The organism is Pseudomonas sp. 273 (genome assembly GCF_029201425.1).
GTDB classification, from domain to species: Bacteria; Pseudomonadota; Gammaproteobacteria; order Pseudomonadales; family Pseudomonadaceae; genus Pseudomonas; species Pseudomonas delhiensis.
The window spans coordinates 556,224-577,837 of sequence record NZ_CP116775.1 but is presented as its reverse complement, the minus strand read 5'-3'; the positions used below and the strand labels follow the sequence as shown (position 1 = coordinate 577,837).

The 21,614-nt window shown below is 67.9% G+C and carries 21 protein-coding genes and 1 pseudogene; 12 read left to right on the top strand and 10 right to left on the bottom strand.

The window, feature by feature from the left end; genetic code table 11:
* Nucleotides 1–113: 113 nt before the first annotated feature.
* Together PKO50_RS02710 and PKO50_RS02705 are read right to left on the bottom strand one after the other, a co-directional pair.
* A complete protein-coding gene (locus PKO50_RS02710; RefSeq protein WP_275628734.1) occupies nucleotides 114–1,484 on the bottom strand; it encodes a DUF1329 domain-containing protein in 1,371 nt (456 codons plus the stop codon).
* A gap of 23 nt (nucleotides 1,485–1,507) precedes the next feature.
* Nucleotides 1,508–3,265 (bottom strand): DUF1302 domain-containing protein, encoded by a 1,758-nt coding sequence (locus tag PKO50_RS02705; RefSeq protein ID WP_109933330.1) that lies wholly within the window; start codon nucleotides 3,263–3,265, stop codon nucleotides 1,508–1,510.
* A 228-nt stretch (nucleotides 3,266–3,493) separates the two neighbouring features.
* Between PKO50_RS02705 and PKO50_RS02700 the strand changes: the two genes are divergently transcribed.
* The 3 genes from PKO50_RS02700 (at nucleotide 3,494) to PKO50_RS02690 (ending at nucleotide 6,292) form a co-directional block, all read left to right on the top strand.
* Nucleotides 3,494–4,300, top strand: a complete 807-nt coding sequence (locus PKO50_RS02700; RefSeq protein ID WP_256595932.1) for a nuclear transport factor 2 family protein — start codon at nucleotides 3,494–3,496, stop codon at nucleotides 4,298–4,300.
* A 184-nt stretch (nucleotides 4,301–4,484) separates the two neighbouring features.
* Nucleotides 4,485–5,906: an FAD-binding oxidoreductase gene (locus tag PKO50_RS02695; protein ID WP_275628733.1), complete on the top strand. Its 1,422-nt coding sequence runs from the start codon at nucleotides 4,485–4,487 to the stop codon at nucleotides 5,904–5,906.
* Between the two features lie 41 nt (nucleotides 5,907–5,947).
* The gene (locus PKO50_RS02690) at nucleotides 5,948–6,292 is read left to right on the top strand and encodes a cupin domain-containing protein (protein WP_275628732.1); all 345 of its coding nucleotides are present in this window, start codon (nucleotides 5,948–5,950) and stop codon (nucleotides 6,290–6,292) included.
* A gap of 415 nt (nucleotides 6,293–6,707) precedes the next feature.
* On the opposite strand, the gene PKO50_RS02685 is transcribed toward PKO50_RS02690, so the two are convergent.
* From PKO50_RS02685 to PKO50_RS02660, 6 genes are all read right to left on the bottom strand, one after another.
* A complete protein-coding gene (locus PKO50_RS02685; RefSeq protein ID WP_275628731.1) occupies nucleotides 6,708–7,475 on the bottom strand; it encodes a crotonase/enoyl-CoA hydratase family protein in 768 nt (255 codons plus the stop codon).
* 115 nt (nucleotides 7,476–7,590) lie between these two features.
* Nucleotides 7,591–8,502, bottom strand: coding sequence for an SDR family oxidoreductase (locus PKO50_RS02680; protein ID WP_109932178.1), 912 nt, complete (start codon nucleotides 8,500–8,502; stop codon nucleotides 7,591–7,593).
* 121 nt (nucleotides 8,503–8,623) lie between these two features.
* Nucleotides 8,624–9,520 (bottom strand): alpha/beta hydrolase, encoded by an 897-nt coding sequence (locus PKO50_RS02675; RefSeq protein ID WP_109932176.1) that lies wholly within the window; start codon nucleotides 9,518–9,520, stop codon nucleotides 8,624–8,626.
* Nucleotides 9,520–10,296, bottom strand: a complete 777-nt coding sequence (locus PKO50_RS02670) for a class II aldolase/adducin family protein (RefSeq protein ID WP_109932174.1) — start codon at nucleotides 10,294–10,296, stop codon at nucleotides 9,520–9,522. The genes PKO50_RS02675 and PKO50_RS02670 overlap by 1 nt, the downstream gene beginning before the upstream one ends.
* A 231-nt stretch (nucleotides 10,297–10,527) precedes the next feature.
* Nucleotides 10,528–11,214, bottom strand: a complete 687-nt coding sequence (locus tag PKO50_RS02665; RefSeq protein WP_275628730.1) for an LrgB family protein — start codon at nucleotides 11,212–11,214, stop codon at nucleotides 10,528–10,530.
* A complete protein-coding gene (locus PKO50_RS02660; RefSeq protein WP_089389616.1) occupies nucleotides 11,201–11,578 on the bottom strand; it encodes a CidA/LrgA family protein in 378 nt (125 codons plus the stop codon). The genes PKO50_RS02665 and PKO50_RS02660 overlap by 14 nt, the downstream gene beginning before the upstream one ends.
* Nucleotides 11,579–11,676: 98 nt before the next feature.
* Between PKO50_RS02660 and PKO50_RS02655 the strand changes: the two are divergent.
* Both PKO50_RS02655 and PKO50_RS02650 read left to right on the top strand, forming a co-directional pair.
* Nucleotides 11,677–12,138: pseudogene (locus PKO50_RS02655) on the top strand (LysR family transcriptional regulator); the annotation flags it as partial.
* 26 nt (nucleotides 12,139–12,164) lie between these two features.
* Entirely contained in the window at nucleotides 12,165–12,560 is a 396-nt protein-coding gene (locus tag PKO50_RS02650; protein WP_275630417.1) for a LysR substrate-binding domain-containing protein, read from the top strand.
* A gap of 450 nt (nucleotides 12,561–13,010) precedes the next feature.
* Here PKO50_RS02650 and PKO50_RS02645 read toward each other — a convergent pair whose 3' ends face one another.
* The gene (locus PKO50_RS02645; protein WP_275628729.1) at nucleotides 13,011–13,463 is read right to left on the bottom strand and encodes a flavodoxin; all 453 of its coding nucleotides are present in this window, start codon (nucleotides 13,461–13,463) and stop codon (nucleotides 13,011–13,013) included.
* Between the two features lie 148 nt (nucleotides 13,464–13,611).
* On the opposite strand from PKO50_RS02645, the gene folM reads away from it, so the two are divergent.
* The 5 genes from folM to PKO50_RS02620 all read left to right on the top strand — a co-directional run bounded on the left by folM (nucleotide 13,612) and on the right by PKO50_RS02620 (nucleotide 16,080).
* Nucleotides 13,612–14,322: a dihydromonapterin reductase gene (folM, locus tag PKO50_RS02640; RefSeq protein WP_109932167.1), complete on the top strand. Its 711-nt coding sequence runs from the start codon at nucleotides 13,612–13,614 to the stop codon at nucleotides 14,320–14,322.
* A gap of 29 nt (nucleotides 14,323–14,351) precedes the next feature.
* On the top strand, nucleotides 14,352–14,912 hold the full coding sequence (gene folE, locus PKO50_RS02635) for a GTP cyclohydrolase I FolE (RefSeq protein ID WP_208604337.1): 561 nt from the start codon (nucleotides 14,352–14,354) through the stop codon (nucleotides 14,910–14,912).
* Between the two features lie 2 nt (nucleotides 14,913–14,914).
* The gene (gene folX / locus PKO50_RS02630) at nucleotides 14,915–15,286 is read left to right on the top strand and encodes a dihydroneopterin triphosphate 2'-epimerase (protein ID WP_275628728.1); all 372 of its coding nucleotides are present in this window, start codon (nucleotides 14,915–14,917) and stop codon (nucleotides 15,284–15,286) included.
* Between the two features lie 118 nt (nucleotides 15,287–15,404).
* Entirely contained in the window at nucleotides 15,405–15,728 is a 324-nt protein-coding gene (locus PKO50_RS02625) for a DUF1244 domain-containing protein (protein WP_109932163.1), read from the top strand.
* Between the two features lie 13 nt (nucleotides 15,729–15,741).
* Entirely contained in the window at nucleotides 15,742–16,080 is a 339-nt protein-coding gene (locus PKO50_RS02620) for a HopJ type III effector protein (RefSeq protein ID WP_009616043.1), read from the top strand.
* 1,024 nt (nucleotides 16,081–17,104) lie between these two features.
* Here PKO50_RS02620 and trxB read toward each other — a convergent pair.
* Nucleotides 17,105–18,052: a thioredoxin-disulfide reductase gene (trxB, locus tag PKO50_RS02615; protein ID WP_275628727.1), complete on the bottom strand. Its 948-nt coding sequence runs from the start codon at nucleotides 18,050–18,052 to the stop codon at nucleotides 17,105–17,107.
* A gap of 368 nt (nucleotides 18,053–18,420) precedes the next feature.
* On the opposite strand from trxB, the gene PKO50_RS02610 reads away from it, so the two are divergent.
* Nucleotides 18,421–20,358, top strand: coding sequence for a diguanylate cyclase (locus PKO50_RS02610; protein ID WP_275628726.1), 1,938 nt, complete (start codon nucleotides 18,421–18,423; stop codon nucleotides 20,356–20,358).
* Nucleotides 20,359–20,444: 86 nt separating this feature from the next.
* Nucleotides 20,445–21,185 carry a sulfate transporter CysZ gene (gene cysZ, locus PKO50_RS02605; RefSeq protein ID WP_109934158.1) on the top strand — a complete coding sequence of 247 codons (741 nt, stop codon included), beginning with the start codon at nucleotides 20,445–20,447 and terminating at the stop codon, nucleotides 21,183–21,185.
* Nucleotides 21,186–21,614 lie beyond the last annotated feature (429 nt).

Below are 21,614 nucleotides of genomic sequence, written 5' to 3'. Positions count from 1 at the left end.
CGCCCCCAGGGAAGGGCTATCAGCCGGATGTATGTAGCGACATATCATCCTTTGGCATTACAGAAGGGTACATGGCCGGCGGCAGCCCTCGCCGCCGCCGGCCATGGCCCGGCTCAGCGCACGCCTTCGTTGCGCAGCGCCGCCGGGGTGTAGTCGGCCATGCTGGCCTTGATGCCGAAGCGGTAGCCGTTCTTCTCCTCGTTGAACAGGCCCAGGGCCAGGTAGCGGCCGGCGATCACGTCGTAGATCACCTCCGGCACGTAGCCACCGGCCTGGTGCACGTAGTTGAACATCTGGTGGCCTTCGGAGACGCGCCACAGCTGGCCACGGCCGTCGTAGTGGTCGACCTCGGCGATCTGCCAGCTGTCCTCGTCGATGTACATGTGGCGCTTGGCGTAGATGTGCCGCTCGCCCGGCTTCACGGTGCCCACCACTTCCCACACGCGGTGCAGTTCGTAGCGGGTCAGGTCCTGGTTGAGGTGGCCGGCCTTGACGATGTCGTCGTACTTGTAGGTGGGCAGGCCCAGCTTGTAGCTGTTGTAGGGGATGTACAGCTCCTTCTTGCCCACCAGTTTCCAGTCGTAACGGTCCGGGGCGCCGGAGAACATGTCGAAGTTGTCCGAGGTGCGCAGGCCGTCGGCGGCGGTGCCGGGGCCGTCGTAGGCCACCTGCGGGGCGCGCCGCACGCGGCGTTGGCCGGCGTTGTAGATCCACGCCAGGCGCGGCTCCTTGACCTGGTCGAGGGTCTCGTGGACCAGCAGCACGTTACCGGCCAGGCGTGCCGGCGCCGTTACCGACTGCTTGAAGTACAGGAGGATGTTACTGACCTTGGCGAGGTCGACGTCACCCATGTTCTGCGGGAAGGCCACGGTCTCCTCGAAGCGGATCGGCGTGTAGCTGCCGTTGGTCTGCGGGGTGACCTGGACCACGGTGCGCGCCAGGTTGCCGCCGCGGTAGCGGGTGATGTGGTTCCACAACACCTCGACGCCGTTCTTCGGCAGCGGGAAGGCGTAGTAGCGGCTCTTGTCGAAGTTGGCCAGGCCGTTGCCGTCGTTGATCGGCTGCACGTTGACCGCGCTGGTCTTCACCGCCTGGTAGATTTCCGCCGGCTGCGAGAAGGTGCGGTGGGTCTTGTACACCGGGATGCGGTAGGTGTCCGGGTAGCGCTTGAACAGCGCCACCTGGCCATCGGTGAGCTTGTCCTTGTACTGGTCGACGTTCTGCGCGGTGATGGTGAACAGCGGCTTCTCGCCGGCGAAGGGGTCGCTGAGGAAGCCGCGGGCGTCCTCGCTGCCGGCGCTCTTGTCGATGCCGCCGGTCCAGGCCGGGATGCTGCCGTCGGCATTGCCTTCCTTCTGCGCGCCCATGGGCGTGAGGCTGGTGCCGAGCTTGGCCGCCTCGTCCGCCGACACCGCCGCCATCACGGCACCGGAAAGCAGGCTCAGGGCCAGGGCGCCGCATTGCAGGATTCGTATCTTGTTCATCTTTCCTGTCCTTGACTGGCCGATCAGAAGTTCACGCCGAAGCTGACGGCGATGAAGTCGCGATCGTTGATCGGGTTGTAATCGCCACCGAAGAAATCGGTATAGCTGATGCTGGCGGTATAGGTGTTCTGGTAGTCCGCATCCAGGCCGACGCTGACCGCCTTGGCGCCCTCGCTGAAGTTCGGCCCGTAGCCGTGCACGTCGTGGGACCAGGCCAGGTTCGGCTTGAGGTTGATGCCGGCGATCACGTTGGGGTAGTCGAGGATGCCGCGCAGGCGGTAGCCCCAGCTGCTGGTGGTGTAGAAGCCCTTGTTGTTGCACTCGCCGGGGTTGGCGGTGTTCAGCAGGCCCTGGCACAGGGAGTTGTTGGGCAACTCGCCGATCCCCCAGATGGAGTCGCGGCCGAAGCGTAACTCGCTGTCGTCGATGCCGCTGATGTGGTTGTAGCCCACCTCGCCCACCAGGGTCAGGCGGTCGGCCGCCAGCACCTGGTCGAAGAACTGCGTCACGGTCACCTGTGCCTGGGTCACCGGCTTGCGCACGTAGCCGTGGATCACCTCGCCGGCGCTGGGCGTGGCGAAGCCGCTGGAGTAGATGGGGTTGCCGAACAGCGTGGTCGGGTAGAGCGCGGCCACGGTCAGGTCGGTGCTGTTGAGCTGCAGCGGCATGTTCGGCCGGTAGCTGACCTCGCCGGCCACCGAGGTGCCGCCGATGTTGGTCTGGAAGCTCAGGCCGTAGAGGCGGATGTCTTCCGGGTACTCGATCAGGTACTGCGCGCTGGCCGCGCCGGTGACCGGGTCGGCGGTGGCCAGGCCCTGGCCGGCGACGGTGCTGAAGACCGGGTTGCGGCTGTGGTAGTTCATCACGTACGCGCCGAACTCGGTGTCGTTCAGCTCCGCCGCGTACCAGCGCAGGGCCAGGCCCCACTGGCCGCCGTCGCTCGGCGTGTTGTCGCCGGTGCGCGCCAGGTAGCGGTAGCCGCTGGCCGGGTCGGGGTCGAAGTCGCTGCCGGCGAAGGCCAGCTTGTTGCAGCCGTTGGCGGCGACGTCGGTGGTGGAGAAGAAGGTGCCGCAGTTGTCCACCACCGTCTTCTCCCACTTCAGCTGGTAGAAGCCCTCGGCGGTGAGGCTGTCGGTCAGGCCCTGGGACATGTAGAACATGCTCACCGGGATCAGGCCTTCCTTGATCTCCGCGCCGGGTCGGCGGAAGGCGGCGACGTCGACCGGGTTGATGCTGTTGATGGAGTTCTGGATGAAGGTGCTCTCGCCCCAGCTCACCACCTGCTTGCCCAGGCGCACGGTGCCGGGTAGGTCGCCGATGCTGTACTTGTGGTAGATGAAGGCGTCGAGCAGCTCGGCGCCGGAGGAACGCGCGCCCATGCTGCGGCCTTCGTCGCTGATGTCGTAGAGCTCGCGGTGCTCGTCCTTCAGCTCGAAGTCGTACCAGTACTTGCCCCGGACGAAGACGCCGGTGTCGCCGTACTTCAGCTCCAGGTCATGGATGCCCTTGAAGATCTTCGAGAAGGTCTCGCCCTTCTTGAAGTTGAGGCGGCCGTCGTCGGACGTCTGCGACGAGGCGCGGCCACCGTTGCGGGCGCCGACGTATTCCGAGTCGGCGTCGCGCAGCCCCCAGCTGGCCCCCACGGACAGCGTCGAATCGAGCTGTCCCTCGATTTCCCCGATGTTGAACGAGACGGCCCCGGCCTGGGTGGCGCAACCCAGGGCTACAGCGGCGGCCAGCAGTTTCGGTTGGAACGATACGCGCCTTGTTTTTGTTGTCATTCGGCACTCCTGACGGTGTCTAGGCGGCTACACGCTACTCAGCCGGGTGCCGCGCGACCAAGCGCACCAAGGAGGTATTTGCACGTTCAGCCGAAAGAGTGAATCCCCCCTCTGCGACGGCCCCGGGCGGCCACCATTGACGCCAGGCATGGCCCGTCATGCGGCAGCTGGATGACGTCACCCCCTCCCCCCTACCCGAGCGCGCCGCTCTGCGGCATCCTGTGCGCCATGCAAGCGACCCACCCGACCCCGGCCGACGGCCACCTCACCCCGAGCACCCGCGACGTGGTGCAGCGCTACCACGACAGCTGGAAGCGCCGCGACCTGGACGCGGCGCTGGCGCTCTACCATCCCGAGGTGGAATACAACGACTACTTCCAGAACCGCCGCATGGGCCTGGCGGACCTGCGCGAGTACGTCAGCCAGACCATGCCCAGCCGCCCGGACGAGTTCCTCGACCACATCGACCGCATCCGCGTGGACGGCGACACGGCCTTCATCCAGTACCGCACCGCCATCACCCTCAGCGGGCGCCTGGCGGTGTTCCACTCCAGCGAAGCCATCAGCGTGCGCGACGGGCTGATCTGGCGCATCAACGAATACGCCACCCTGGTCCGCGAGGACGCGCCGGGCGCCGGGCGCACCGCCGCCGACAGCCGCCCGCCGGCCAGCCGCCTGGGCCTGTCGCCACGCCAGCTCAGCCAACTGGCCGGCGACCTGGAAGAATACTTCCACAAGGCCCAGCCGTACCTGGCGCCGGACCTGGACCTGTCCCAGGTGGCCGGCGCCACCGGCTACACGCGCAACCAGATTTCCTACCTGCTCAACCAGGTGATGGGCCTGAGCTTCTACCAGTACGTCAACCAGAAGCGCCTGCAGCACCTGCTGGAGCAACTGCGCCCGGCCACCTCGGCGCGCATCGACGAGCTGGCCTTCTCCGCCGGCTTCAACTCGCTGTCGGCCTTCTACCGCTGCTTCCGCCAGCAGACCGGGCTGTCGCCGCGGGAATACCTCAAGCGCATGGAAACCCCGTAACGCCGAGGCGCTCTTCGTAGGAGCGCGCCCTGCGCGCGAATCGCGGGCAGGGCCCGCTCCTACAATCCTCCTGACAACGCCACGCCCCCGGCTTTTCCCCGCGTACCCGCGCGCACGACAGGAATGCCGGGCGCTTCTAGGCTTGCGCACATTCCCCATCACCCTTCTGCCCGGAGTCGCCCCTATGTCGGCATGGCGCCATATCAGCCTGTGGATGAACCAACTGGATGACGACTTCATCGCGCGCCCGGCCCTGGAAGGCGCCCTGGACGTCGACGTGGCCATCGTCGGCGCCGGCTACACCGGGCTGTGGACGGCCTACTACCTGAAGCGCCGCGCGCCGCAGCTGAAGGTCGCCATTCTCGAGGCCGAGACCGCCGGCTTCGGCGCCTCCGGGCGCAACGGCGGCTGGCTGATGGGCGCGCTGCTGGGCGAGGACCGCCTGGTGGGCAAGCTGCCCGAGCCGCGCCGCCGCGAGAGCTGGGACCTGCTGCACGGCATCCCCGACGAGGTGGCCGGCGTGCTGGCGCGCGAAGGCATCGACTGCGACTACCGCAAGGGCGGCGCGCTCTACTGCGCGGCGCGCTACCCGGAGCAGGAACGGCGCCTGCGCCAGTACCTGGCCGACCTGCGCCACGAAGGCCTGGGCGAGGACGACTACCGCTGGCTGTCGAAGGCCGAACTGGCCGAGCAGTTGCGCATCCCCAGCGCGCTGGGTGCGATCTACACACCGCACTGCGCCACCATCGACCCGGCCAGGCTGGCCCGCGGCCTGGCCCGGGCCGTGGAGCGCATGGGCGTGCAACTGTTCGAGAAAAGCCGCGTCAGCCACTGGCAGCCCGGCCTGCTGCGCACCGACAAGGGCAGCGTGAAGGCCCAGTGGATAGTGCCGGCGGTGGAAGGCTACGCCGCCGCCCTGCCCCCCCTGGGCAACTACCAGTTGCCGGTGCAGAGCCTGCTGGTGGCCACCGAACCGCTGCCGGAATCGGTATGGGCGGAGATCGGCCTGGAACGCGGCCAGGCCTTCAGCGAGTTCAGCCGCCAGGTCACCTACGGCCAGCGCACCCTGGACAACCGCCTGGCCTTCGGCGCCCGCGGCGGCTACCGCTTCGGCGGCAAGCTGCGCAGCGACTTCAGCCTCACCGACGACGAGGTCGGCCTGCGCCGCTACCTGTTCGGCGAACTCTTCCCGCAGCTCAGGGACGTGAAGATCACCCACACCTGGGGCGGCAACCTGGGCATGTCGCGGCGCTTCCACCCGCACATGCTGGTCGACCGCCGCAACGGCATCGCCCTGTCCGGCGGCTACGGCGGCGAGGGCGTGGGCGCCACCAACCTGGGCGGGCGCACCCTGGCCGACCTGATCCTCGGCCAGGAAACCCCGGAAACCCGCCAACCCTGGGTGATCCACGACCGCGCCCTGACCGACGCCCTGCGCGCCTGGGAGCCCGAGCCGTGCCGCTGGCTGGGCTACAACGCGATCATCCGCAGCTTCGTCCACGAGGACGAGGTGCTGGCCAACCCCCATACCCCGGCCTGGCGCCGGCAGCTGGCGGAAAAGCTGGCCGCCAGCATGGAAGGCCTGATGACCTGGAAGGTCGGCTGAAACGCCGGCCGCCCCTTTCCCACCGACACCCTGGAGCCCCGATGAAGATCACCCACCTCAAGGACACCCCCAACGCGCCCCTGGGCGAAGCCAACCCGGTCGCCGTACCCCTGGGCGAGCCCGTCTCGCACACCCGCGTGACCGAAGTGGAACGCCCCGACCAGGTCGACACCGGCATCTGGGAATGCACCCCGGGCCGCTGGCGCCGGCAGATCGTCGAGCAGGAGTTCTGCCACTTCATCAGCGGCCGCGGCACCTTCACTCCGGACGACGGCGAGCCCATCGCCTTCCAGGCCGGCGACGCCTTCCTGCTGCCGCAGAACAGCCTGGGGGTGTGGGACATCCAGGAGACGGTGCGCAAGACGTACGTGATCATCAAGCGCTGATTCCCAGGGTTCGCCACGTAGGGCGCATAACGCCTACGGCGTTATCCGCCATTGCCCTCGGCACCGGCGCACCGGCCGGCGGCGGATAACCGCGAACGGTTATTCGCCCTACGGGGCTGCTCGCGAATGGTGTTTCCTGGAACGCCGCGGCATGAGGGTAGCGCCTTTCCCTCTCCCTAACCCTCTCCCTGAAGGGAGAGGGGACCGTTGGGCAGATGCTGATATCTCGGCGTTAGCCGGCTAGCACAATAATTACCGGCTGAAACCACTCCTCCTCTCGGCACGGACTAGCCCCCTCTCCCTTCAGGGAGAGGGCTGGGGAGAGGGAACGGAGTCAACCCAACACACCAGAGCCGCCGGGAAACACCGTTCGCGAGCAAGCTCGCTCCTACGAAAAGCAACCCCGCCCCACCCCTCAAAACTTCCCGTGCCGCCCTTCGCCCCGCGCAAAGCGTTGCGCCCCGGCCTGGGTCTCGCCACTGAGGATCACCATCAGCCCTCCCTGGAATTCGTTGGCCATGGCCACGTCGAACGACTGGTTCCACTGCGCGTAGACGCTGCCGCGGTCGGCCAGCATGCAGGCCTGGGGGAAGTCGGCGATCTGCCGGGCCAGGTCCTCGGCGGCGGCGCGGGCCTCGCCCTTGGCCACCACGCGGTTGGCCAGGCCCATGCCCAGGGCTTCCTGGGCGGCCACCGGGCGGCCGGTGAGGATCAGGTCCAGCGCCCTGCCCTGGCCGATGATGCGCGGCAGGCGCACGGTGCCGCCGTCGATCAGCGGCACGCCGAAGCGCCGGCAGAACACCCCGCATACCGCGTCCTCGGCCATCACCCGCAGGTCGGCGAGCAGCGCCAGCTCCAGGCCGCCGGCCACCGCGTAGCCCTCGATGGCGGCGATCAGTGGCTTGTTCAGCTGCATGCGGCTGGGGCCCATGGGGGCGTCGCCTTCGTTTTCCAGGCGGTTGCGCCGTTCGCTGTCCTGCGCCACCGCAGTGAGGTCCGCGCCGGCGCAGAAGGTGCCGCCGGCGCCGGTGAGCACCGCCACCTTCGCCTGCTCGTCGGCCTCGAAGGCGCGCAGGGCCTCGGCCAGGGCGTCGGCGGTGGGCCGGTCGACGGCGTTGCGCGCCTCGGGACGATCGATGATCAGGGTGGTTACCGGGCCGTTGTGCTCGACGATCACGCTCATGCTGGACTCCAGGCTGACGGAAAGGACGAAGGCCGACTTGCGCCGGCCCTCCACCTTACTGCGTCACGGAGCGCGGAGCAGCACCCTGGCCGTTCCGCCCGTCAGGCTGTCGCGATCAGCCGACGTATTTCTGCAGGTTGGCCATCATCTCGCGCAGGGCCTCGACGTTGTCCGCCGGGTGCACCGCGTTCTCGAAGCTGCTGATCTGCTGCCAGTGCGCCGCCACGTCCTCGGCATCGAAGCCTTCGCGCGGGTCGAAGCCGAAGCCCAGGCTGCGCTCCCAGCGCACCTTGCCCATCCAGCCGCCGCCCACTTCATAGAGGCCGGAGGTGTCCTGGCAGGCTTCGCTACCCAGGTAGACCACCAGCGGGCTGACCAGCTCGGGCTTGAGCTGCTCGAACACCTGCGGCGGGATCAGCCCCTCGGTCATGCGGGTGCCGCCGGTGGGGGCGATGGCGTTGACCAGGATGTTGTTCTTGCGGCCTTCCAGGGCCAGGGTGCGGGTCAGGCCGTAGAGGCCGAGCTTGGCCATGCCGTAGTTGCTCTGCCCGAAGTTGCCGTAGATGCCCGAGGTGGAGGCGGTGAAGATCACCCGCCCGTAGCCCTGCTCGCGCATCAGCGGCCAGGCGGCGCGGGTGACCTTGTAGGCGCCCTCGACATGGACCTTGTAGACCAGGTCCCAGTCGGCGTCCTCCATCTTGTGGAAGGTCTTGTCGCGCAGGATGCCGGCGTTGTTCACCACCACGTCGACGCGGCCGAAGGCTTCCACGGCCTGGCGCACGATGTTCTCGCCGTCGGTCACCGAGTCGTGGTTGGCGATGGCGGTGCCGCCGGCGGCGCGGATCTCCGCCACCACGCGGTCGGCCGCCGAAGCGTTGGCGCCCTCGCCGTGGGTGCTGCCGCCCAGGTCGTTCACCACCACCTTGGCGCCATGCCTGGCGAACAACAGGGCGTGGGCACGGCCGAGACCGCCGCCGGCACCGGTGACGATCACGACCTTGTCGTCGAAACGAACGGCATCACTCATGGTTGGTACTCCCAGGCAGGTTGATGGCTACGGAGTGTCAAACAGACGTTTGACGGTCACAACCAAGACGCCGGGGCTGAATATGCCCCGATAAGGTCCGGGGATGATGCCGGCGGCCCCTTCAGGCCGCCGGCTGCACCTGCCCGGCCAGGCGCGCGCGGAACGCCAGGTAGTGCGCCAGCACCTGCTCCGGCGCCTCGGTCTGCGGGTAGTGGCCGATGCCGTCGAGCATCACCGTGTCCGGCTGCGGGATCAACTGGCGGTAGCGCTCGACCATGTGCGCGCCGGAGATCGGGTCCAGCGGCCCGTCGATCAGCCGCAGCGGCACGCCGGCGCGCTGCATGGCGCCGACCCAGCGCTCGCGGTGTTCGCGGCGGTCGAGGATGTAGTGGATCAGCCGGTGCATCACCTTCGGCCCGTCGTTGCAGGCGATCAGGCTCCAGAAGGCGTCCAGTTCCTCCTCGCTCGGCCGGGTGCGCGGGCCGAACACCTTGGCGAAGTTGGCGGCCAGCTTGCCACGGTCGAAGAAGCGCCCGAAGAAGCCGCCCAGGGGGCTGAGCAGCAGCTTCTGCGAGAGCACCGGGCGGTGCGTCTCGGGGAACAGCCCGCCATTGAGGAACACCACCGAGGCCAGCTGGATGCGTCCTTCGAGGTGCCGCGCCAGCAGTTCCTGGCCGACGCTGTTGCCGTAGTCGTGGACCAGCAGGTGCAGCGGCCCGCGCAGCTCCAGGTGGGCCAGCAGCGCCTGCTGCAGGTCGGCCTGCTCGTGGATGCGGTAGGCGTGGCCGCGCGGCTTGGCCGAGTCGCCGAAGCCGAGCATGTCGCAGGCGATCACCCGGTAGCGCCCGGCCAGCGGTTGCCACAGCTTGTTCCAGTCCCAGGAGGCGCTGGGGAAGCCGTGGATCAGCAGCAGAGGCTCGCCGGCGCCGGCCTCCCAGTAACGGATGGCGTGGCCGTGGAAGTCGAAGCTGCGCCCCTGCGCGCGCCAGTCGCGCAGGGGGATGGCGATGCCGGCCATCAGTCGCGGTAGCCGGGGTTCTGCAGGTCGAGCTTGCGCAGCAGCGCCGGCCAGGCCAGCTGCCCGCCCATGCCCTGGGAGGTCTTCATCACCCCGGCGAGCATCGCCCGGGCGCCGTCGAGGATCTGCTGCGGGATGTGGATCAGCTCGCCGCCGCCGCTCTGCGCCATGATCTGCGCCTCGCAGGCGCGCTGCAGGGTGAACATGCCGAGGAAGGCGTCGGCGACGGTGCCGAAGGCGGTCAGCAGGCCGTGGTTGGGCAGGATCATGAAGTTCTTGTCGCCCAGGTCGGCCTGCAGGCGGGCCTTCTCGTCGTGGTTCAGGGCCACGCCCTCGTAGCCGTGGTAGGCCAGGCTGGAGAGCACGAACAGCGATTGCTGCGACAGCGGCAGCAGGCCGTTCTTCTGCGCCGACACGGCGATGCCGGCGGGGGTGTGGATGTGCAGCACGCAACCGACGTCGTGGCGCACCTCGTGCACGGCGCTGTGGATGGTGTAGCCGGCCGGGTTGATGTCGTAGGGGCTGTCCATCAGCTTCCTGCCGGCCAGGTCCACCTTCACCAGGCTGGAGGCGGTGATCTCGTGGAACATCATGCCGTAGGGGTTGATGAGGAAGTCCTCGGTGCCCGGGACCTTGGCCGAGATGTGGGTGAAGATCAGGTCGTCCCAGCCGTGCAGGGCGATCAGCCGGTAGCAGGCGGCGAGGTCGACGCGGGTCTGCCATTCGGCCTCGGAGACCTGGTCTTTCACGGAGGGTGCGGGAGCGGCGGCGTTCATGGGGCGGTCCTCATCGGTTGTTGTTGTTCGATGGGGCCAGTCTAGTCAGCCGGGAGCGGCGCGACTGTCGGAGGTCTGACAGTCGCATCTTAGGAGTTGAATGGTAGGAGCGAGCTTGCTCGCGAACCGCACTCTGCCAGCCTTGTAGGATGGGTGGAGCGAAGCGATACCCATCACCACGACCGCACGGGTTTCGTAAACTCAACCCATCCTGCGAAAGACACCTCGCTCCTACAGGACCAGTGCGACGGCGGGCGCCAGCAACAGGTTGAACAGCCCGGTGAGGATCATCAGCAGCCCGGCGGTGGAACCCTCCTCGCCGCCGAACTCGTAGGCCCGGCTGGTGCCCGCGCCGTGGGCGCCGACGCCCAGCAGGGCGCCGCGGGCGAGGGTCGAGCGCAGCGGCAGCAGCTTCATCAGCAGGCCGCCGGCCAGGGCGCCGAACACCCCGGTGATCATCACGAAGGCCGCGGTCAGCTCCGGCACCCCGCCCAGGTCGTGGGACATCTCCATGGCCAGCGGCGTGGTGATCGAGCGCGGCACCAGCGACAGCGCCACCTGGCCGTCCAGGGCCAGGGCATTGGCCAGCGCCCAGGAGCTGCCGATGGCCACCGCGGAGCCGGCGCACATGCCCACCAGCAGCGCCGGCCAGTGCCGGGCGAGCAGCGCCCGCTGCTGCCAGATGGGCACGGCGAAGGCCACGGTGGCCGGGCCCAGCAGCGCCACCAGCCAGTTGGTATCGCGGGCGTAGTCGGCGTAGCGGGCGTGCAGCGGGATGGCCACGGCGAACAGCAGCACCGGGACGAACACGATGGGCGCGAAGCCGTACCAGCGCACGCGCTTGTACAACTGGCGGCTGAACAGGTAGCCGCCGAGGGTCAGGGCCAACCAGAACAGGGCTTGCTTATCGAGACTCATGGCGCGACCTCCAGCGGTACATGCCTTCCACCGACAGCGCGGTGACCAGCATCACCAGCAGGGTGCTGCACATGATCACCAGCAATATCTTCCAGCCCTCGCTGCGCAGCAGCGGGCCGTAGTCCAGCAGGCTCATCAGCGCGGGGATGAAGAACAGCAGCATCTCCGCCAGCAGCAGCCCGGCGCCGCCCTGCAGCAGGGCCGGGCGCACCGCCCCGCTGGCGAACAGCGCCAGCAGCAGGCCGAGCCCCACCACCCCGCCGGGCAGCGGCAGGCCGGTGGCCCTGGCCAGCCAGCCGCCGAACCACCAGAAGGCGATGAGGACGGCGAGTTCGAAGCCCAGTCGGAGGATGCGGCGAGTCATTTCGGGTGCCTGCGTGGCGCTGCGGAGTGGATGGCGCTCAGGTTAAGCCCGGGGGTACTATCCCCAAAGCGAATTGTTCGAATCGGAGCCATTCCAGAATGGAATTCAAGCAGCTACGCAGCTTCGTCGAGGTGGTGCGCCAGGGCAGCTTCACCCAGGCCGCGGTACGCCTGCATGCCAGCCAGTCGGCCGTGAGCAAGCAGGTGGCCCAGCTGGAGCAGAGCCTGCAGGTGCAGTTGCTGGAGCGCAGCGGCCCGCACGTGCGCCTGACCGCCGCCGGCGAAGTGGTGCTGCGCCGCGCCGAGGACATGCTGCGCCTGCGCCGCGAACTGCTGACCGAACTGGACGACCTCAGCCAGATGAAGCGCGGCGAGCTGCGCCTGGGCCTGCCGCTACTGGGCGCCGACGCCCTGTTCGCCTGGCGCTTCGCCGAGTACCGCAAGCGCTACCCGCACATCCAGGTGCACCTGGTGGAAGGCGGCAGCAAGAGCCTGGAGCAGGCGGTGCATGCCGGCGAACTGGAACTGGCCGGCGCCCTCACCCCAGCGACCCCGGCTTCGACTGGCAGCGGTTCTGCAACGAACCGCTGGACGCCCTGCTGCCGGCCGAACACCCGCTGGCCGGGCGCGAGCGCATCGCCCTGGCCGAGCTGGCCGACACCCCGTTCCTGCTCTACCAGCAGAGCTTCACCCTCAACGACCGCCTGCTGCGCGCCTGCCACGAGGCCGGCTTCGAACCCCGCGAGGGCGGCCGCAGCGGCCAGGCCGACTTCCTCGGCGCGCTGGTCGCCGCCGGCCAGGGCGTGGTGCTGTTGCCACGGGCGGTGGCCGAGGAAGTGGTACGGCCAGGGGTGGCACGGGTGCTGCTGAGCGAACCGGACCTGCGCTGGGACATCTGCTTCATCTGGCGCCGCGACGCCTACCTGTCCCACGCGGCCAAGGCCTGGCTGGCGCTGCTGGAGGAGTTTCCGCTGCATCCGTAGGGCGAATAACCGTTCGCGGTTATCCGCCGATACACCGGGGCCATAGCCAACGCCAAGGTCAACCCCGGAGCCGCCGAGGATCACGGCCAAACGGCGGATAACGCCGTAGGCGTTATTCGCCCTACACCAGGCCTACCCGCGTCGTAGGGCGAATAACCGTTCGCGGTTATCCGCCGATACGCCGGGGCCACAGCCAAAGCCAAGGTCAACCCCGGAGCCGCCGAGGATCACGGCCAAACGGCGGATAACGCCGTAGGCGTTATTCGCCCTACACCAGGCCTACCCGCGTCGTAGGGCGAATAACCGTTCGCGGTTATCCGCCGATACACCGGGGCCATAGCCAACGCCAAGGTCAACCCCGGAGCCGCCGAGGATCACGGCCAAACGGCGGATAACCGTTCGCGGTTATCCGCCGATACGCCGGGGCCACAGCCAACGCCGGGGGATGGATCAGCCTTTCAACGCAGCGATGAAATCGGCGATCCAGGGCTCGGCGTCGGTCTCCGGGGTGACCGTCTCGCTGGCGTCCAGGCGCAGCATCGGCAGCACCTCGCGCAGGCCCAGCTCGGCGTACAGCTCGCGCACCTGCTCGCCACCGCCGCAATAGGTGTCGCCGTAGCTGGAGTCGCCCAGGCCGATCACCGCGCCGGGCAGGCCGCGCCAGTTCGGCAGGCGGTCGCGCAGGGCGTAGTACAGCGGCTGGATGTTGTCCGGCAGTTCGCCCAGGCCGGTGGTCGAGGTGACCGTCAGGAAGGCGTCGGGCGCGGCCTCGACCAGCGCGTCCAGGCCGGCGCGCGGCTCGAACCAGGTCTGCAGGCCCGCGGCCTCCAGCAGGCGCTTGGCATGGCGCGCGACCTCCTCGGCGGTGCCGTAGACCGATCCGGACAGAATGGCGACTTTCATGGAAACTCCCGGTTCATGCGACAAACGCCCATTATGCCGCAAGCCGGCCACGGGTGTTCGCCGGCGCCGCCGGGCTGGTATAGTTTTTTCCCACCGCGCCGCTCGGATATGCCTCCGCCGGCCGTCGTCCACCTGCCACGAGGCTCGCATGAGCGCATCCCCGGCCCCCATCCTGATCACCGGCGCCAGCCAGCGCGTCGGCCTGCACTGCGCCCTGCGCCTGCTCGACGCGGGCCAACCGGTGATCGTCAGCTACCGCAGCGAGAAGCCCGGGCTGCAGCAACTGCGCGAGCGCGGCGCGACCTGCCTGCACGGCGACTTCGCCGACGAGGCCGGCATCCTCGCCTTCATCGACGCGCTCAAGGCCCACACCGACAGCCTGCGCGCCATCGTCCACAACGCCTCCACCTGGCTCGCCGAGACGCCCGGCCACGAGGCCGAGGCCTTCCGCGCGCTGTTCAGCGTGCACATGCTCGCCCCCTACCTGATCAACCTGCACTGCGCGCCGCTGCTGGAGCGCTCGCAGCCGGCCGACATCATCCACGTCAGCGACGACGTGGTGCGCAGGGGCAGCGCCAAGCACGTCGCCTACTGCGCCAGCAAGGCCGGGCTGGACAGCCTGACGCTGTCCTTCGCCGCGCGCTTCGCGCCGCGCATCAAGGTCAACACCATCGCCCCGGCGCTGGTCATGTTCAACACCGGGGACGACGCCGACTACCGCGCGCGCACCCTGGCGAAATCCGCCCTGGGCATCGAACCCGGGCCGGACGTCGTCTACCAGGCCATCCGCTACCTGCTGGACACCCCCTACGTCACCGGCACCACCTTGACCGTCAACGGCGGCCGGCACCTCAAATGACCGCCCGCCGTGGCGCGAGGAACCCTGCAATGACCGATTCCCTGTCCGCGAACTACCGCGAGATACTCCTGGGCCTGGGCGAGAACCCCGACCGCGAAGGCCTGCTCGACACCCCCAAGCGCGCCGCCAAGGCCATGCGCTACCTGTGCCACGGCTACGAGCTGAGCCTGGAGGAGATCGTCAACGGCGCGCTGTTCGCCTCGGACAACGACGAAATGGTGATCGTCCGCGACATCGAGCTGTATTCGCTGTGCGAACACCACCTGCTGCCCTTCATCGGCAAGGCCCATGTGGCGTACATTCCCACCGGACGGGTGCTGGGGCTGTCGAAGGTGGCGCGCATCGTCGACATGTTCGCGCGGCGCCTGCAGATCCAGGAGAACCTGACGCGGCAGATCGCAGAGGCCATCGAGCGCATCACCGGCGCCGCCGGCGTGGCGGTGGTGATCGAGGCGCAGCACATGTGCATGATGATGCGCGGCGTGGAGAAGCAGAACTCGCAGATGTTCACCTCGGTGATGCTCGGCGCCTTCCGCGACTCCAGCAACACCCGCCAGGAATTCCTGCAACTGATCGGACGGAGCAAGTGACAATGACGCAACTGCAGCCGGGCATGGCGCGGATCCGCGTGAAGGACCTGCGCGTGCGCACCTACATCGGCATCAAGGAAGAGGAAATCCTCAACAAGCAGGACGTGACGATCAACCTGACCATCCTCTACCCCTCGCAGGAGGCGGTGCAGGTCAACGACATCGAGCACGCGCTGAACTACCGCACCATCACCAAGGCGATCATCGCCCACGTCGAGGAGAACCGCTTCGCCCTGCTGGAGCGCCTGACCCAGGAAATCCTCGACCTGGTCATGGCCCACCCGGCAGTGCACTACGCCGAGGTGGAAGTGGACAAGCCCCACGCCCTGCGCTTCGCCGAGTCGGTGTCCATCGCCCTGGCCGCCCGGCGCTGAACCGGGCGGCGCCTTCGAGCCGGCGGCCATTGCTGGCGCCTGCCCCGGCTCTTATCATCTGCGCAGCCCCGAATTGCCCCGGCGTCCCGCGACGACGCGCCAAGCGAGAGCCCGAACCATGAGCAAGCCCGAACACAGCATCCTCGACCTGACCCAGGAACAACGCACCGAGCTGGAGGCCGCGGCGTTCCGCACCCTGGTGCAGCACCTGCGCACCCGCAAGGACGTGCAGAACATCGACCTGATGAACCTCGCCGGCTTCTGCCGCAACTGCCTGTCCAAGTGGTACAAGGCCGCGGCCGACGACATGGGCCTGGAACTGAGCCCGGAACAGGCCCGCGAGGAGATCTACGGCATGCCTTACGCCGAATGGAAGGCGAAATACCAGAAGGAAGCCTCGCCCGAGCAGCAGGCCGCCTTCGACACCGCCAAGAAACACTGACGAGCCCGCCTTGATGACCCTCACCGATTTCCGCGCGCGCCTGCGCAGCGAGCAGCACCTGTTCACCGATACCCTGGCGTTCATCGCCGAGCACTACAGCTACAGCCCCAGCGCCTTCAGCAACGGCCCGGTGGAAAACCCGGCCGGGCAGAACGAGGGCTCCTGCAAGACCCTCGGCTTCGCCATCCTCGAGGGCCTGAGCCTGGAGGAAACCCTGCTGGCCTTCGGTGAACACTACCGCGCGGTGCGCGACACCCCCGAGGGCACCGACCACGCCAACATCCGCGCCCTGCAGAACACCGGCCTGGCCGGCGTGCGCTTCGAGCGCCAGCCGCTGTCGCGCCGCGGCTGATCCCCCCGCAATGCAGAAGCCCCGCCCTGCAGGCTGTGTGAAAACCCGAGCGGCTCTTCGAAGAGAGCGTTCCTACGTGAAATCTGAAGAGGCTTGGCTATTCAGCCAATCCAGAATCCGCGTAGAAACGCGAAATCCAGGTTGTTTTTTAACCAGCGGGACCGATCCTGAGGTTTTCACACAGCCTGCCTCGCGGGGCTTTTTCTTGCCGCCGTGAATAGCGAGGCAAACCGTGGGGCGCATAACGCCTCCGGCGTTATCCGCCGTCGTTCACGGGCCTCGGTGCACTGCCAACGGCGGATAACCGCGAACGGTTATTCGCCCTACGGTCGTCGGCGAACCCATGCGGCCGTGGCGATGGGTATCGCTTCGCTCAACACCATCCTACGACGGTGCCCCAACGCCATTCCCCTGTAGGAGCAACTGTCTATTGGGTTTGGGTGTAGCGCGCCGCTCCGAGTGCGTTGATGTTTCTTGTTTCGCCCCCTCGGGCGAGTCCCTTTTGTCAAACGGTGGAAGGCCACCCCCGCAAAAAGGAACCAAAAAGGCTTGCCCCGCATACGGGCCCGATGAAGCCGGGCTACCCTCACGAATTCCCCCGCCACGGAGGCCCGCCCCGACAGCACGTCCCTGTACTGGTCGGGGCTCTAGCGACATCCATGTCGCATGACCTCCTGAGCGCCGGTTTCGCTCGGCCTTCTGAAGGGGCGTTCCGGTGCGCGCGGTTGTTTCTCTGGAAGTCCCAAAACCAGAACAAGAGCCGCTGCTTTTCGTAGGAGCGAGCTTGCTCGCGAACCCTGACTCGGCCCCCTCCCTAACCCTCCCCCGCAAGCGGAAGAGGGGACTGTTCGGCGTGAAGCGAAATCCGAAGCTCCCGGGTTCCCACGTAGGGCGCATAACGCCTACGGCGTTATCCGCCGTTTTCAACGACGGATGATCGCGGACGGCTACCACGGCGCCCCCGTCAAAAAGGAAAAAGCCCCGACCAGCGGGGCTTCTTCCTGCACGCCGGCTCTTGGGGCCGTTACAGCGAATCCAGGTAGCGCTCCACGTCCAGCGCCGCCATGCAGCCGGCGCCGGCCGAGGTGATGGCCTGGCGATAGACGTGGTCGGCCACGTCGCCGGCGGCGAACACGCCGGGGATGTTGGTGGCGGTGGCGTTGCCGTCGCGGCCGCCATTGACTACCAGGTAGCCGTCCTTCAGTTGCAGCTGGTTCTCGAACAGCGAGGTGTTCGGGGTATGCCCGATGGCCACGAACAGGCCGTCCACCGTCAGTTCCTCGGTGCCGCCGTCGTTATGGCGCAGGCGCACGCCGGTGACGCCCATGTCGTCGCCCAGCACTTCCTCCACCTGGGCATTGAGCTTCAGCTCGATCCTGCCCTCGGCGATGCGGGCGCGCAGCTTGTCCTGCAGGATCTTCTCGGCGCGGAAGGTCTCGCGGCGGTGCACCAGGGTCACCTTGCTGGCGATGTTGGCCAGGTACAGCGCCTCCTCCACCGCCGTGTTGCCGCCACCGACCACCGCCACTTCGCGGTTGCGGTAGAAGAAGCCGTCGCAGGTGGCGCAGGCGGAAACGCCCTTGCCCATGAACGCCGCTTCCGAAGGCAGGCCCAGGTAGCGGGCGCTGGCGCCGGTGGCGATGATCAGCGCGTCGGCCGTGTAGGTGCCGCTGTCGCCCTTGAGCACCAGGGGCTTGCCGGCCAGGTCCACGGCGTTGATGTGGTCGAAGACGATCTCGGTCTCGAAGCGCTCGGCGTGCTCCTGCATGCGCTGCATCAGCGCAGGGCCGGTGAGGCCATGGGGGTCGCCGGGCCAGTTGTCCACCTCGGTGGTGGTGGTCAACTGGCCGCCGGCCTGCAGGCCGGTGATCAGCAGCGGCTTGAGGTTGGCGCGGGCGGCATAGACGGCGGCCGAGTAACCGGCGGGGCCGGAACCCAGGATGATGACGCGGGCATGACGAACTTCAGGCATGGCTGACTCCTCGTCGAACAAGAAAAGGGAGCTGCCAAGGTACCTGGGGGAAGGTTGGGAGGCGCGGCAGCTCCCACAGAACGCACAGATCGCGAGGAAGGCAGGGCCGTCAGGAGCGAGCGGCGCTGCCGTGGAGTCACCCACGGCCTGAAGTCTGTCAGACGTTTCCCAAAGTCACTTTGAGATAAGTCAGGGACATTCCGCTTCGCCGGCCGATCCGTTCGCGACTGGGGATTGCCGCGCAGCGTAAGGCCCGCCGCGCCGCGAACGAAATGCCCAATCTCAATGCCCCCGATAGAGGCCGGCTATCCCCCGCGGCAGGCCAACTAGACTCAGTATTCGTCCCCTCTCCCACCTGCGCGCCCGGCATGACCCTGAGAAAACGACTGCTCCTGCTGTTCCTGCCGCTGCTGGCCCTCAGCCTGCTGGGCATCTGGCTGCTGTCCGAGCACATCCTGCTCGAACGCTTCGACCGCGACGACCGCCAGCGCCTGTACGACGAGGTGCGCGTGCTCGACAACCGCCTGGCCTTCGAGAAGCAGCGCCACCTGGACCTGCTGCGCAGCTATGCCTGGTGGGACGCCAGCTACGGCTTCGTCTCGCACCCCACGCCGGGGTTCGTGCGGGAGAACCTGGACATCGACATGCTCGGCAACCTGGGCTTCGACTTCGCGCTCTACCTCGACCGCCGGGGCCGCGTGGTCACCCAGCGCTGGGACGAGGCACGGCTCGCCGCGCCCCAGGCGATAGCCGGCGCGCCCAGCCCCGAGCGACTGCGCCAGGACCTGCTGCGCCGCGCCCTGGAGCTGGGCGTGCTGGACCTGCAGGGCGATCCGTCGCGCAGCCTGGCGCAATGGCTGCTGGTGGACGGCACCCCGCTGCTGCTGCTCAGCCAGCCGATCAGCGACAACCTGGGCCGCGCCGAGCCGGTCGGCGCCATCGTCGCCGGCTACCTGCTCGACCAGCGCCACATGCGCGCCCTGCAGGAGCAGATGGACGCGCGCCTGCAGGTGCAACCCGGGGTGACGCCCGGCGACGGCTGGCGGACCCTGCACCTGCCGGGGCGCAACGGCGGCACCCTGCTGAGCCCGCGGCGGGTGCTCGACGCCGATACCCAGCAGGTCACCCTGCTGTTCCTGGACGCCACCGACACGCCGCAGTTCAGCCTGGCCATCAGCAAGTCGCGGGTCGCCTACCAGCAGGGCCAGGAGGCCATCCGCCTGTTCCTCGGCATGACCTTGCTGATCAGCCTCACCGCCCTGCTGCTGGCCTACCTGGTCCTGGAGATCTGGGTGATCCGCCGCGTGCAGCGGCTCAACCGCGGGGTGGCGAACATCGGCGCCGACACCGGCCCCGCCCGGCTGGCCGACATGGGCCGCGACGAAGTCGGCCAACTGGCCTGCGAAGTCAACCAGATGCTCGAACGCCTGGAACGCAGCGAGGCCCGCGACCGCGCCATCCTCGACAGCATCCGCGACGGCTACTTCGAGATGGACGGCGACGGCTTGGTGCTCACGGTGAACGCCGCCTTCTGCCGCCTGCTCGGCTACACGGCCGAGGAAGTGGAAGGCCACTCCTACCGGGAACTGCTCGACGAACAGGACGTGGCGCGCGCCCGCGGCCTCTACCAGCAAGTGCGCGACGGCGAGCAGGAAACCACCTTCGCCGCGCCCTTCAAGCGCCGCGACGGCCAGCGCGTGATCTTCGAGACGAAGGTCTCGCCGATCACCGACGCCCAGGGGCAGTTCCGCGGCTTCCGCGGCATCCTCCGCGACATCAGCCTGCAGGTCGCCTACCAGCAGCGCCTGCTCGACCTCGCCTACCGCGACGCGCTGACCGGCCTGGGCAACCGCAAGGCCTTCGGCGAACAGTTGCCCCTGGCCCTGCAGCGCTGCGCGCAAGGCACCAGCGTGGCCCTGCTGTACGTCGACCTGGACCACTTCAAGCCGGTCAACGACCGCTTCGGCCATGCCGCCGGCGACGCCGTGCTGGTCGCCGTGGGCGAGCGCCTGCGCGGCAACCTGCGCCAGCCGGACATGGCCTTCCGCCTGGGCGGCGACGAGTTCGCGGTGGTCCTCGAAGGCGTGGACTGCGACAGCGCCGAGCGCCTGGCCGGGCGCCTGCTGGCCAGCCTCAACCAGGACTACCGCGCCGGCGAGCAGCGCCTGGAATTCCTCTCCGCCAGCATTGGCATCGCCCTCTATCCGGCCGACGCCGGCGACGCCGAAGGCCTGATCCACGCCGCCGACAGCGCCATGTATCGCGCCAAGCAACAGCGCAACCACTACAGCCGCTACCGCGCCTGAACCCCACACAACCGGCAAAACAGACGGCTCGCGAGCGTGCGCCGGCCCTGCTAAGGTCGCAAGCTGGTTTCCTACGGAGATGCTCCATGTCCACCCTGAGCGGCCCGCAATACCTCGGCGAAGGCCTGAAACTCATGATGCGCCCGGGGCTGCGCCTGTTCGTGCTGCTGCCCCTGACGGTCAACCTGCTGCTGTTCGTCGGCCTGATCGGCTTCGCGGTGAACCAGTTCAGCCACTGGGTCGACTGGCTGATGCCCAGCCTGCCGCAGTGGCTGGACTTCCTCCAGTACATCCTCTGGCCGCTGTTCGTCCTGCTGGTGCTGCTGATCCTGTTCTTCAGCTTCACCCTGGTGGCCAACCTGATCGCCTCGCCGTTCAACGGCTTCCTCGCCGAGAAGGTCGAGGTGGTGGTGCGCGGCCAGGACGACTTCCCGGCCTTCAACTGGGCCGAACTGGCCGCCATGGTGCCGCGCACCGTCGCCCGCGAACTGCGCAAGCTCGGCTACTTCCTGCCACGGGCCATCGCCCTGTTCGTCCTCAGCCTGATCCCCGGCCTGAACATCATCGCCACCCCGCTGTGGCTGGTGTTCGGCGTGTGGATGATGGCCGTGCAGTACATCGACTACCCGGCGGACAACCACAAGCTGGGCTGGAACGAGATGCTCGCCTGGCTACGCAGCAAGCGCTGGGCCTGCATGGGCTTCGGCGGCATCACCTACCTCGCGCTGCTGATCCCGGTGGTCAACCTGGTCGCCATGCCCGCCGCCGTGGCCGGCGCGGTGCTGTTCTGGGTGCGCGAGGAGGGGGAGAAGGCGCTGGTCAAATAACCCGGGCGCATCGCCCTTCCCTTCTCATCCCGCAGCGGCGCCCCCCGTTGCGGGATGCCCCTTCCTCCCCAGCCCATGCCTGCCACTTCTTCCCCTCCTCGTGGCGCCGCCTTGCGCTGAATCGCAACTTATTCGCAGCCGCTTTCGCGTTCCGTTCGTGCTCGACGCTTTTCTGGCGCCATAAAACTGCCCCTCATCAAAGAATTTCGAAAAGACGGGTTTCAAGCCGGACGGTCAAAAAAATCGGCTGACTTATATCAATCGGTTTTTTCCTCCTCGCTCCAAAGAATATTCCCACACCACCGCCTCACCAGAAGCCTCGTGGTGGCGCGGCACAGCTGCGCACCCAGCCTGCCTGGCAAACCCAGGCCCCATCGTCCAACGCTGGCGGATCGGCATCGGCAGCCCGCAGCTGCCGCATTCCTTCTC

What these genes read in the sequence shown, in the direction of transcription:
- PKO50_RS02710 (WP_275628734.1), bottom strand. Translation starts at nt 1,484, where the DNA reads ATGAACAAGATACGAATCCTGCAATGCGGCGCCCTGGCCCTGAGCCTG.
- PKO50_RS02705 (WP_109933330.1), bottom strand. Translation starts at nt 3,265, where the DNA reads ATGACAACAAAAACAAGGCGCGTATCGTTCCAACCGAAACTGCTGGCC.
- PKO50_RS02700 (WP_256595932.1), top strand. Translation starts at nt 3,494, where the DNA reads ATGCAAGCGACCCACCCGACCCCGGCCGACGGCCACCTCACCCCGAGC.
- PKO50_RS02695 (WP_275628733.1), top strand. Translation starts at nt 4,485, where the DNA reads ATGTCGGCATGGCGCCATATCAGCCTGTGGATGAACCAACTGGATGAC.
- PKO50_RS02690 (WP_275628732.1), top strand. Translation starts at nt 5,948, where the DNA reads ATGAAGATCACCCACCTCAAGGACACCCCCAACGCGCCCCTGGGCGAA.
- PKO50_RS02685 (WP_275628731.1), bottom strand. Translation starts at nt 7,475, where the DNA reads ATGAGCGTGATCGTCGAGCACAACGGCCCGGTAACCACCCTGATCATC.
- PKO50_RS02680 (WP_109932178.1), bottom strand. Translation starts at nt 8,502, where the DNA reads ATGAGTGATGCCGTTCGTTTCGACGACAAGGTCGTGATCGTCACCGGT.
- PKO50_RS02675 (WP_109932176.1), bottom strand. Translation starts at nt 9,520, where the DNA reads ATGGCCGGCATCGCCATCCCCCTGCGCGACTGGCGCGCGCAGGGGCGC.
- PKO50_RS02670 (WP_109932174.1), bottom strand. Translation starts at nt 10,296, where the DNA reads ATGAACGCCGCCGCTCCCGCACCCTCCGTGAAAGACCAGGTCTCCGAG.
- PKO50_RS02665 (WP_275628730.1), bottom strand. Translation starts at nt 11,214, where the DNA reads ATGAGTCTCGATAAGCAAGCCCTGTTCTGGTTGGCCCTGACCCTCGGC.
- PKO50_RS02660 (WP_089389616.1), bottom strand. Translation starts at nt 11,578, where the DNA reads ATGACTCGCCGCATCCTCCGACTGGGCTTCGAACTCGCCGTCCTCATC.
- PKO50_RS02645 (WP_275628729.1), bottom strand. Translation starts at nt 13,463, where the DNA reads ATGAAAGTCGCCATTCTGTCCGGATCGGTCTACGGCACCGCCGAGGAG.
- folM (WP_109932167.1), top strand. Translation starts at nt 13,612, where the DNA reads ATGAGCGCATCCCCGGCCCCCATCCTGATCACCGGCGCCAGCCAGCGC.
- folE (WP_208604337.1), top strand. Translation starts at nt 14,352, where the DNA reads ATGACCGATTCCCTGTCCGCGAACTACCGCGAGATACTCCTGGGCCTG.
- folX (WP_275628728.1), top strand. Translation starts at nt 14,915, where the DNA reads ATGACGCAACTGCAGCCGGGCATGGCGCGGATCCGCGTGAAGGACCTG.
- PKO50_RS02625 (WP_109932163.1), top strand. Translation starts at nt 15,405, where the DNA reads ATGAGCAAGCCCGAACACAGCATCCTCGACCTGACCCAGGAACAACGC.
- PKO50_RS02620 (WP_009616043.1), top strand. Translation starts at nt 15,742, where the DNA reads ATGACCCTCACCGATTTCCGCGCGCGCCTGCGCAGCGAGCAGCACCTG.
- trxB (WP_275628727.1), bottom strand. Translation starts at nt 18,052, where the DNA reads ATGCCTGAAGTTCGTCATGCCCGCGTCATCATCCTGGGTTCCGGCCCC.
- PKO50_RS02610 (WP_275628726.1), top strand. Translation starts at nt 18,421, where the DNA reads ATGACCCTGAGAAAACGACTGCTCCTGCTGTTCCTGCCGCTGCTGGCC.
- cysZ (WP_109934158.1), top strand. Translation starts at nt 20,445, where the DNA reads ATGTCCACCCTGAGCGGCCCGCAATACCTCGGCGAAGGCCTGAAACTC.